Annotated in this window: 10 protein-coding genes; 4 read left to right on the top strand and 6 right to left on the bottom strand. The window is 53.0% G+C overall.

Annotated elements, in window-relative coordinates:
• Positions 1-307: hypothetical protein (locus tag VMT71_07475; GenBank protein HVN23795.1), on the bottom strand; the 307-nt coding region annotated here is incomplete at its 3' end.
• Between the two features lie 169 nt (positions 308-476).
• On the opposite strand from VMT71_07475, the gene VMT71_07470 reads away from it, so the two are divergent.
• Complete coding sequence (locus VMT71_07470; GenBank protein HVN23794.1) at positions 477-1337, top strand: dienelactone hydrolase family protein; 861 nt, start codon at positions 477-479, stop codon at positions 1335-1337.
• A gap of 94 nt (positions 1338-1431) precedes the next feature.
• Here the strand turns inward: VMT71_07470 and VMT71_07465 are convergent, their stop codons facing one another.
• Positions 1432-2694 (bottom strand): anaerobic sulfatase maturase, encoded by a 1263-nt coding sequence (locus VMT71_07465; GenBank protein ID HVN23793.1) that lies wholly within the window; start codon positions 2692-2694, stop codon positions 1432-1434.
• 209 nt (positions 2695-2903) lie between these two features.
• Between VMT71_07465 and VMT71_07460 the strand changes: the two genes are divergently transcribed.
• Complete coding sequence (locus tag VMT71_07460) at positions 2904-3140, top strand: hypothetical protein (protein ID HVN23792.1); 237 nt, start codon at positions 2904-2906, stop codon at positions 3138-3140.
• Here VMT71_07460 and VMT71_07455 read toward each other — a convergent pair.
• The 3 genes from VMT71_07455 to VMT71_07445 all read right to left on the bottom strand — a co-directional run bounded on the left by VMT71_07455 (position 3137) and on the right by VMT71_07445 (position 6898).
• Positions 3137-3415, bottom strand: coding sequence for a hypothetical protein (locus tag VMT71_07455; protein HVN23791.1), 279 nt, complete (start codon positions 3413-3415; stop codon positions 3137-3139). The two genes, VMT71_07460 and VMT71_07455, sit on opposite strands and share 4 nt — an antisense overlap.
• Before the next feature lie 188 nt (positions 3416-3603).
• Entirely contained in the window at positions 3604-5586 is a 1983-nt protein-coding gene (locus VMT71_07450) for an ATP-dependent helicase (protein ID HVN23790.1), read from the bottom strand.
• 49 nt (positions 5587-5635) lie between these two features.
• Positions 5636-6898 (bottom strand): MFS transporter, encoded by a 1263-nt coding sequence (locus tag VMT71_07445; protein HVN23789.1) that lies wholly within the window; start codon positions 6896-6898, stop codon positions 5636-5638.
• Between the two features lie 167 nt (positions 6899-7065).
• Here VMT71_07445 and VMT71_07440 point away from each other — a divergent pair, with 167 nt between their 5' ends.
• Entirely contained in the window at positions 7066-8187 is a 1122-nt protein-coding gene (locus tag VMT71_07440) for a 2-hydroxyacyl-CoA dehydratase family protein (GenBank protein HVN23788.1), read from the top strand.
• 107 nt (positions 8188-8294) lie between these two features.
• A complete protein-coding gene (locus VMT71_07435) occupies positions 8295-9521 on the top strand; it encodes a 2-hydroxyacyl-CoA dehydratase family protein (protein HVN23787.1) in 1227 nt (408 codons plus the stop codon).
• Positions 9522-9966: 445 nt separating this feature from the next.
• Here the strand turns inward: VMT71_07435 and VMT71_07430 are convergent.
• Positions 9967-10218, bottom strand: a 252-nt coding sequence (locus tag VMT71_07430; protein ID HVN23786.1) for a hypothetical protein, incomplete at its 5' end; no start/stop codon positions are given.

Below are 10218 nucleotides of genomic sequence, written 5' to 3'. Positions count from 1 at the left end.
TCGTGTCAAAGGGTTCTTTGCCGGGATGATTCTTCGCAAAGGAAATATGGTCTGGAGGATGCCAGTCCTGTGTCGCCAGGACAAAAAAACCTTCTGACCTGAGAAGCCGCGTGGCAGCCTCAACAGACCTTACGTACAATTCATCCGATCCCGGCACTGCGAGCGATCCATGTTTCCACGTTGTGAAACAGCACTGCACATCGGTGACAATTGCAGCTCGTCTCTTGCCGGCGATATCCATGTTACCCCTCGTCTGCGCTTTCTGCCGTCCAATGATTAGCTTAAGTCTCTCCTCCCCTCCGTTCAAGGGTCCCTCCCGGGCCTGACCCACGCATCCCGTGCCTTCTGACAGCCACGCTGTTTGTTGTTGACATAATTTATCTTTATTTCATACACTCAAAAAAGCGTTACAGCGCTACGCTCTGAAAATGTGACAGAGACAGGGCTGAGCGGTGATCAAGAAAGGGGGAACAATTATGGACAGGAAGTTTCTCACGTTACATGACCAATACAGTTCGGGGCTGCTGGATCGTCGTGAATTCTTGAAGCGATTATCTGTTCTGGCAGGGGGCGTTGTCGCGGCTGATGCTCTGCTCTCCCTGTTTGAAGGACGAACCGCCGGAGCGCAAGTTATTCCCAAAGACGATCCTCGCCTTATTACCGAGTTGATCAAGTATCCCGGTGCAACGGGAGAAGTTACTGCCTATTTCGCGCGGCCAAAGGGGGATGCAAAGCTGCCGGGCGTTGTGGTCATCCATGAAAACAGAGGTCTCAATCCCCATATTCAGGACGTCACGCGGCGAGTTGCGGTTGAAGGTTTCATGGCGATGGCTCCAGATGCGTTGTCACCTGTCGGTGGAACCCCGCCAGACGAAAGCAAGGCCATAGAGGCGATAGGCAAACTGGATGAACATTCGACGATAAATAACTTTGTTGCTGCGGTCAAGTATCTGAAAACCCGTCCGCTCTCTAACGGGAAGGTGGGCGTGATCGGGTTCTGCTGGGGAGGAGGAATGGCTAACCAGCTTGCAGTTAACTCTCCTGATCTGGTTGCAGCTGTTCCGTACTATGGTAGACAGCCCGCATCCGACGCGGTCCCCAAGATCAAGGCATCTCTATTGCTTCATTATGCGGGTAACGATGAAGGCATCAACAAGGGCATAGCCGCGTACGAGTTGGCCCTGAAAAAGGCTAACGTGGACTACAAGCTCTTTATGTATGAAGGCGCTCAGCACGCCTTCAACAACGATACGAATGCAGCCCGCTACAACAAGGAGGCGGCCCAGCTCGCCTGGAGCCGGACAATTGCTTTTCTGAAGGAGAAGCTGAAAACCTAACCCCCTCTAGCGCTTGGAATTACAAAAGACGCCATTTCTGGCTCGGGCAATCTCGGGTTATCTGAGGCCGTGCGGACCTTTCTCGAGCGCAGCATTACCTGCCGCAGCATTTCTTGTATTTCAGTCCGCTTCCGCATGGGCATGGGTCATTGCGTCCTGCTTTCACTCTGCCCTCAGTTGGTGTGCCCCGTACCGATACTGGCCGTGATTCTTTCCCAGCGTCCTGCGTACGTGCCAGAGCGGCAAGCTGGTCAAGGAAAGGCCGGCAGTGCTTAAAGAATTGTTTGTAGCCCGCACAGAGGTAATTCAGACCATTCTCACCGTCCGGGGCCTTAAGAAACCGATCCTTCGGGCACCCGCCATTGCACATCGCAAGAACCTCGCACGTCCGGCACCAGCGCGGCAACTCGCGCGACTTACTCTGCCCAAATGCCCGTTGGGCTTGACTTTCGAGAAGCTCAACCAAGTGCGTCTCACGGATATTTCCCAGGCGGTGTTCTTGATCCACAAAGTGATCGCATGAAAAAAAATCGCCGTTGTGTTCGATGACCGGGAGATCACCGCACTCCTTCCGAAAGATACACAAGCTGTGTTCCTGCCCTAAGGCTTCGGCGGCTGCCTCATCAAATAGCTGCACATGCATGCGCCCGACATCCTCACTGATCCACTCGTCAAAGATACTGCAGAGAAAAGTCCCTAAGGCTTCGGCAGGAACGCTGCGGGAACTCACACTTGTTGCAGTGCCGGTCTCGCGCTCGACCAGCGGGAGAAATCCGATGTACCTGGCTCCGATATCTTTGAAAAAACGGTAAACCTCAATCGGGTGGGCTACGTTCTGCGCATGCACCACACACAGTACATCGCAAGGAACTCCGTGCTGTGTCAGAAGTGAAAATCCGCGCACCGCTCGCTCGTGGCTCGGCTCACCGGTTCTGCTGAGGCGGTACCGGTCATGCATCTCCTTCGGCCCGTCCAAACTGAGGCCCACGCCGAAATGTTCCGTAGCGAGAAAGCGGCACCAGTCCTCGTCCAGAAGAGTGCCGTTTGTCTGAATCCCATTAAAAACCAACAGATCAGGAGATTTGTGCTTGCGCTGCAACGCTACGATCTTGCGGAAGTACTCGATCCCGAGGAGCGTGGGTTCCCCTCCGTGCCATGAGAAGCCGACCCGTGTGCCGGGACAGGCTTCAATGTGCTGCACGATATAGGTTTCAAGGATATCGTCGGGCATACGAAAGACTTCGCCTTTTCCATACGCTTCCTGTTTGTTCAGGTAGTAGCAATACTGACAGTTCAGGTTGCAGGCTGCACCGATCGGCTTGGCAAAGACCTGAAAATCCCTCGACGCTTTGCTCACTGGCCGATCCTCAATGTCGAGTCCCATGTCTTAGTGATGCAGATCATCTTCGTGGAAGGAGTATAGGCGAACCGGCGTCGTGGGGTCAAGCAAGCAGGGCCAAGCGAGGGATAAGCGAGAATAAGGTTGCCTTTCTTTGCAGCGCAAAGTACTATGTCGGGAACAGCCTTCCCGTCAGCCTCGCTGACCGGATAATCAGGAGAATAAAGATGGACGACGCGCAGTATCTGGCAGAGTTGAAGCAGCGTTTACGTGAGAAACTGAAGTATACAAAGAAACTAATAGAGGAATACGAAGAGACGATGGACTACGCAAGTCATTGTAACCTTGTCGGTTTCGCAGAAGGGATCGAATTCACGCTCGAAGAAATAGAAGAGGCGATTAGAGGGAATAAAAGAGCAACAAGCGGATCAAGAGAGAGGAGCAGAAAAAAAAGTAAACGCTAAAAATCGATACCGATCTCTTTCTGTTGCCCTTGCTGGGCCGCAGCTTCGACCCTCTGCCTCATTCTCAGCTTCCTGTAACCTTCTTTTTTGCGGTACTCCACATAATGAATGATAGCAAGAGGGATACAGAGAAGGGTTGCCAGGAGCAGCGCCAGCACCATCCCTTTGGTCGTAATTATGGGTTTACCCAGTTCCGTCCAGAAAAAGCAGACACTGAAGAGGGCGAAGTTAAAGAGTGCCAGGCCGAGCAGCCATGCGAAAATTTTTCCTACCATCTCTCCCTCTCCCTGTCTGACTCCCACCGCGCAACAAGCGCTGCACAAACACCAACGCGTAAATCGTATCCGCAACCTCTCAAGGACATGATGATACACGGGTCTCCAAGCAAAAAGTGTGCCTAGGAGCTGCCTGTGTCTAAAGACGAGTTTTTTGCGAGGGCACGATTAGGCCTAGGAGGATTGTGTCAAAAATCTGATATCTGCCATTCTTCGTAATGGATTGCCTTCAGTTCCGATATGAAGCGCGATGGCTTCAGGATAACAAGTCCTATCTGCTTATCAAAAACGGTGAGCGGGTAGCAGAGATAGAGTTGATCCATGGCGCGCGTGCTTGCCACGTAAAAAAGCCTGCGCTCTTCCTCAAGCGCGCCCTCCTCCAGCGCCTTTGGATTGGGAAATCTACCTTCGGCGGCCCAGATTATGAAGACGACTTTCCACTCAAGGCCTTTTGCCTGGTGCACGGTGCTCAGCACGGCCCTTTCATCCTCATAGCCGGCAGAGACCACCTCTTCGCCGCTCACGCCCCCCATTAACGAGAGCTCACTCAAGAAAGAATCCAGTGACTGGTACTTTGTGGAAAAATTCATAAGCTGCGTCAGATCCTCAAGACGGGATTCATAATTGGGATAATTGAGCTTCAGGTAATCGGTGTACCCGTGTTCCAGTACAGCGGATATCATATCAGAGAGAGCTTCACGATCCTTAAGCCCCTCAAGCTCGGCGAAGAGTCTTGACCAGGAATCAAGAACATTCTGCGATATCTTCTTCAGCCGCTCTCCTATTTCCCTGGTTATAAAAAGGCGGATGGGATCGTCTGCATTCTTCAGGTACTCATAGGCCCGTTCTGCGGTTTTTTTCCCTATGTGCGGAGCCATCTTAAGTATGCGCTTCCAGGAAATCTCATCAGTCGGGTTAGCCAGCACCCGCATGTGCGCAACCACGTCTTTGATGTGCGCCTGCTCAAAAAAGCGCAGCCCGCTTCTCACCTCAAAAGGGATACCCCTCCGAGTCAGCTCCATCTGCAATTCCATGCAGTGATAGTGTGCCCGGTAGAGGACAGCCACCTCATCGAGAGGAACGCCCTCATCTCTGAGTTCCAGTATCCTCTGGGCCACGAATTCAGCCTGCTGCAGGACGTCGCGGGCGGGCGTGAGTACCGGCGTGGGACCGGGCCTCTTTACCGCTCTCAGTCTCTTTTCAAATTGATTCAGGTTATGCGCAATGGAATTGTTGGCGAGACCCAGTATTTCGGGCGTGCTCCTGTAATTCGTTTCGAGCTTAAATATTGTTGCCTCGGGGTAGCGACGCGGAAATTCGAGGATGTTCTGAAAGTTTGCCCCCCTGAATGAATAAATGCTCTGCGCGTCGTCTCCCACCACGGTTACGTTCCGGTTGATCAAGCCCATGAAGTCCACAATCTCTGCCTGTATTCTGTTCGTGTCCTGGTATTCATCGACGAGTATGTTGCTGAACGTCGAAGCGTAGAATTGGCGCAGAGATTCGTCCTCCTTCAGTATACTGTGCCAGAACACAAGGAGGTCATCAAAGTCCATTGCGTTCATGGCCCTCTTCTTCTCCTCATATCGCCTTGCCAGAAGCGTGATCTCCTCAAGAATATCTACGAAGTAAGGGAACCTCTCCCGGATCGCTTCTTCCAGCGACATCATCGTGTTGGCTGCATAACTGAATACTTCCTTCAACACGTTTCCCTTCGGGAATCGCCTCTCTTTACGGTCGATGTTCGCATCCCTTGTCACAACTTCTATCAGGTCCTTTGCGTCTTCGTTGTCAAGTATCGTGAAGTGACCGTGATAGCCTATCCTGCGAGCATTCTGGCGCAAAACCATGTTGCCTATGTGGTGGAAAGTACCACCCCAGATGTAACGCGTATCGATCTTTACGAGATGCTCGACCCTGTGAAGCATCTCCCTGGCTGCCTTGTTTGTAAATGTCAGGAGAAGGATGCTGTTGGGGGAGGCTCCCTTCTCGAGCAGACGGGCCACCCGGTATGTGACTACCCTTGTTTTGCCGCTTCCGGCACCTGCTATGACAAGTATGGGACCGGGTTCTGCGGTGACCACTTGGAGCTGCTCCTCATTCAGCTCTTTTTCATAGTCTATAAGCTGCTTGTAGGTTGATGTGTCGCGGTGAAGGCTGTAGCGTTTCATGAGCGCTAAAGTATGCTGTATGCAACAGGCACTGTCAAGAGACCGCGCCTTACTGCAATTCGCTGAGGATGCCCTTTTCTATGTAGATAGGACGGATGAGACTCCTGAAGACGGGCAGCCTGGAGAAAAAAAGGTAGGAAGAGAGAATGCAAATGATTCCGCCTATGGTGACTGCCCGGGGAGCCCCCACATTGTTGGCCAGAGCACCTATAATCAGGCTTCCAAAAGGCGTCATCCCCATGAATGCCATGGTGTAGAGACTCATCACCCTCCCTCGCTTGTCTTCCGGGCTTATGGTCTGGAGGATCGTGTTGGTCGAGGTTATGACGCTCATGAAACCAAAGCCCGTGCAGAGACTCAAGAGAAGAGAAAGCGACACATAGCGAGAAAGCGAGAATAAGAAAAGGGAAGACCCAAAAATAAAGCCGGCCAGGGCCACCAGCTTCCCCAGGCCGATAACAGATTTGCGCGATGCGAGGTAGACTGCACTGATGAGAGCCCCTACCCCTGACATCGCAACGAGAAAGCCGAGCGTGTGCGGGCCTCCAGCCAGCACATCCCTTGCAAAGACGGGCATCAGTACAGTATAGGGCATGCCCGCCAGAGAGAGGAGGGCAAGATTCATCAGCAAGTACCTGATGGGCTTGAACCCGAACCCGTATTCGAATCCCTCCTTCAAGCCGAGAAGAATCTTTTCCTTCCTCGGCTTTGCCGTGAGATGAGGCATCTTCATTGCGGCGAGAGCAGCGATCACCGCCATGAAGCTTAATGCGTTGAGGATGAAACAGACGCCTTCGCTGACAACGCTCAAAAGCAACCCTGCGATAGTCGGGCCTACAAGCCTCGCCCCATTAAACATCAATGAGTTGAGCGCTATCGCATTCCCGAGGTCCTCCTGCTTTTCGACCATATCACTGACGAGGGACTGCCTTGTCGGGACGTCGAATGCCGTGATAACACCCATGCAGATGCCGAGAACAAATATGTGCCAGATGACTATGTGGCCGGTGAGTGTCAGCAAGGCTAGGGTTGAGGCCTGAATAGCCGCCAGAGATTGGATCACTATGAGTAGGCGAAGGCGGTGCCACCTGTCTGCCAGCACTCCCCCGAGGGAGGTAAGCAGAAATGTCGGAAACTGTGTGGCAAAACTGACGAGCCCGAGAAGAAGCGCTGAGTCGGTGAGGCGGTAGACAAGCCAGCTCAGGGCTACCTGCTGCATCCAGGTGCCTACGAGAGATACACCCTGGCCTCCGAAGAAGAGTCGATAGTTACGATGGCGCAGAGCGCGCCCCATGAATTTAAAATCGGCCATGACTCGCTACCACATACCGACGGCCGTCCCTGGTCCAGAAATTCGCCGTGGAAATTTGTATGCAACAATCTGTATGCAAAAGATAGTATAAAACAATTGACAACAAAACGGGCACGCGTTAGCCTATGGCAGCAAAGTAAAACTTTCACAAACGCTCTGGAGGCACTATGTGGGAGAATCTTGACCTCAATAAGGTGGTGGATTACGCAAGGGATCCTTATGCCTCGATACGGGAATGGAAAAAATCGAGCGGGAAGAAAGTTGTGGGGAGCACGCTCGCAGACGTGCCTGAGGAAGTGATCTACGCGTTTGACGCGCTGCCTGTCACGCTCCTGGGTACACACCGCCCACTCAAAAAAGCGCCGAGCCTGCTGCCCGACAATGCCTGTTCTCTTGCCCGAAGCAACCTGGAGCTTGCGCTCAGTTATGAGACTGATCTCTTCGATGGATTTGTCATGCCGCAGGTTTGCGATACGACGCAGCACATGTGCGATATATGGAGAATTAACTTTCCTGACACGTACGTCGAGAATATTCTCCTGCCACGCCAGGTGGACCGCGAGAGCGCCCGTTACTGGGTAAAGAAAGAGACCGAACGGCTCATCTCCTCTCTCTGCAATTGGACGTGCAAAAATGTTACGGATGAGGACCTCAGACAGTCGATCCGGCTCCACAACGAGAACAAGAAACTTCTGAACGAACTTTACGACATAAAGAGAAAGGCTCCTGCAACGCTCTCCAATAAAGCACTCTTTTCCCTCATGAAGCTTTCCATGCAGGTGGATAAGAAAGAATTTAACCAGACCCTGAGGAACTTAAGGGACAGTCTTACCATTAAATTCGACCCCGGGTACACAGACGTAATTCTCACCGGCATCACCTGCGACCCCCTGGAGATCTTCGATCTTTTTGACGAGATCAAGCTCAACATCGTCGCAGATACTCTGGTCACCGGCAAGCGTTACCTTCAGGGCATGGTGGATGAGAGCCTGAACCCCATCGAAGGCATGACCGCGCGCCACTTCAAGCGGGGCTTTTACTCGCCCATCCACGACGACGTATTTAAGAACGTTAAAGCGCTTAAGGAACTCTACAAGCAGCACAATGCCAAGGCCGTAATTTATGTGCACATCGAGTTCTGCGAATCGGAAGAGTATGACCTTCCTGATTTGAAGAAGGCGATAAAGCAGGAAGGCATACCGTTCCACGTGCTGGTAACGGAGTATCAGACCCTGTCCCTCTCCCACGTGAGGACGAGGTTACAGGCCTTTTTTGAATCTCTTCACTAGCGAGCACTGCTCCCGAGAGGGGGAGGGCCGAGGTACCCGCCGTGCGGGTGGCGGCTTTGCCACTGAAGGGGGCGACGTCAGTCCCAATACTTGAAGGGGGGCACCCTATGAGCGATAAGCCGACGACCGAAAAGCCGAAATCCAAAGATCTCTCAAAAAAGATCACGAAAGAGTATATGGATGAAGCGTTCCACGCACACGACCTGGGAAAACTGGTAGGCTACACCACCGCGATTTCCCCGGTGGAGCTATTCGTTGCGCATGATATAGTCCCCATATACCCGGAGAATCATGCGGTGGCCTGCCTCACCTCACGCATGGGTACGGAGTTGTCCACAGCCACAGAGAACCTCGGCTATACCAGCCATCTCTGCGCGTATGCCCGCTCAGACCTGGGTTACAGAGAAACAGGAAAAACCGCTACCGGCGGCATTCCCGATCCCGACGTACTGATGGCCTGCAACGCCCAGTGCTTCACACTTACAAAATGGTTTCAGGTGCTGTCCAGGAGGCGGAACATTCCTATGTTCGTCTTCGACACTCCCGAATGGATCATAAATACAAAGGCACGGGAAGAGATCATCAAGTACTGCGTGATGGAGCTCAAAGAGCTGATCAACTGGATGGAAGGGATCACCAAGAAGAAGTTCGATTATGATCGCCTGAAAGAGGTAATGAAGTACTCGGCCCAGGCAAGCGTGCTGTACAAGAAATTTCTCGACATGGCCCAGTACAAACCCTCACCCATCAGCATTTTTGACGCGCTCATCGGGATGGCGATCACCGTTTACCGCAGAGGCACGCCTGAATGCGTCGACTACTACCAGACGCTCTGCGACGAGATACAGGAGAAAGTCGATAAGGGCATAGGCGTGCTACAAAACGAGAAATATCGCCTCTACTGGGAAAATCTTCCGGTCTGGTTCAAGTTCAGCGACCACGCAAAACTTCTCGGCTCCTATGGCGGCGTGATCCTTACGTCACTCTACGTTCACGCCTGGAGCTTCGATTTCGACCTCAACAAAGATCCTCTGGTGACGTTAGCCGAGAATTACCTTAATCGCTTTTCCAACTCGACCCTGGAAGACAGGGCGGACATGGCCATGGAGCTTTTCAAGAAATACGACATGAACGGCATGATCATGTTCATGAACCGCAGCTGCAAGGCTGTCTCCTTTGCCGTGCCGACACTCAAAGAGGTGCTCACCAAACGAACCGGGCTTCCGGCGCTCGTCTTCGAAAGCGATATGGGCGATCCCAGGTTTTACTCGGAAACGCAGATAAGGACGCGCATAGAGGCCTACTTCGAAACCCTCGACAGACTTCGCAGTTAGCCAGGCCGCCTTTCGCGCCTAACTTCGCCGCCCTTCAGCCTGTCCTACTCTGACGTACCACGAGGTACGCCTCCGTAGTCCAGGCATCGGCTCTCCTCGTTATGCATCAGAATCCGGCCTGGCTAATCGAGCCGATCGATTCCGAAATGGCTTCTTTCTCTCCGTGAGTTAGCGCGGGCCGCGAGGACTTTTTCGGAGCGAACATCGCGGGAAGCGCTGGGGACCCACAAGCGGAAACGAGTGTGGCGTAGCCCAGGCGACTGGCTCCGAGGCATTAGTACATAGTAAAGCGATAGTTTGCGAACTACGGCAGCGATGAGCCGTGCACAGGATTTCGCAATCGGAGCCTGAGCGAGGTGAAGAGCCCAGTGGGTCAGAGCTGGAGCGCTAGAGCGGATGTTCACCTCTTAGCCACGTGCTCCCGGTATCAATAACGTATTGGACTTCAAGAGAGATTTCTGTTTTCAGTCAGCTTTTTTCTGGTGACTACACGAACCTCCCGGTGCGGAAGGGCGAGGGGCATGCTCACCTTGAGGGCCTTCAATAAGTGTCGTGATGTTTCCCGTGGCCGTGGGATCTTGAGGCACGATGGATGGTTCTTCACGGTCATCTCTATCGAGCAGAGCGTCGACAAGTGCCTCAACCCTTCTTCGACCGTCACATCGAGCGGGGCCCAGGCCTCCCGAAGCGCCCGGAC

The sequence above is a fragment of the Syntrophorhabdales bacterium genome, from assembly GCA_035541455.1.
GTDB lineage: Bacteria > Desulfobacterota > Syntrophorhabdia > Syntrophorhabdales > WCHB1-27 > JADGQN01.
The sequence above is the reverse complement of the archived record's forward strand: the minus strand, read 5'-3'. Positions and strand labels throughout refer to the sequence as shown.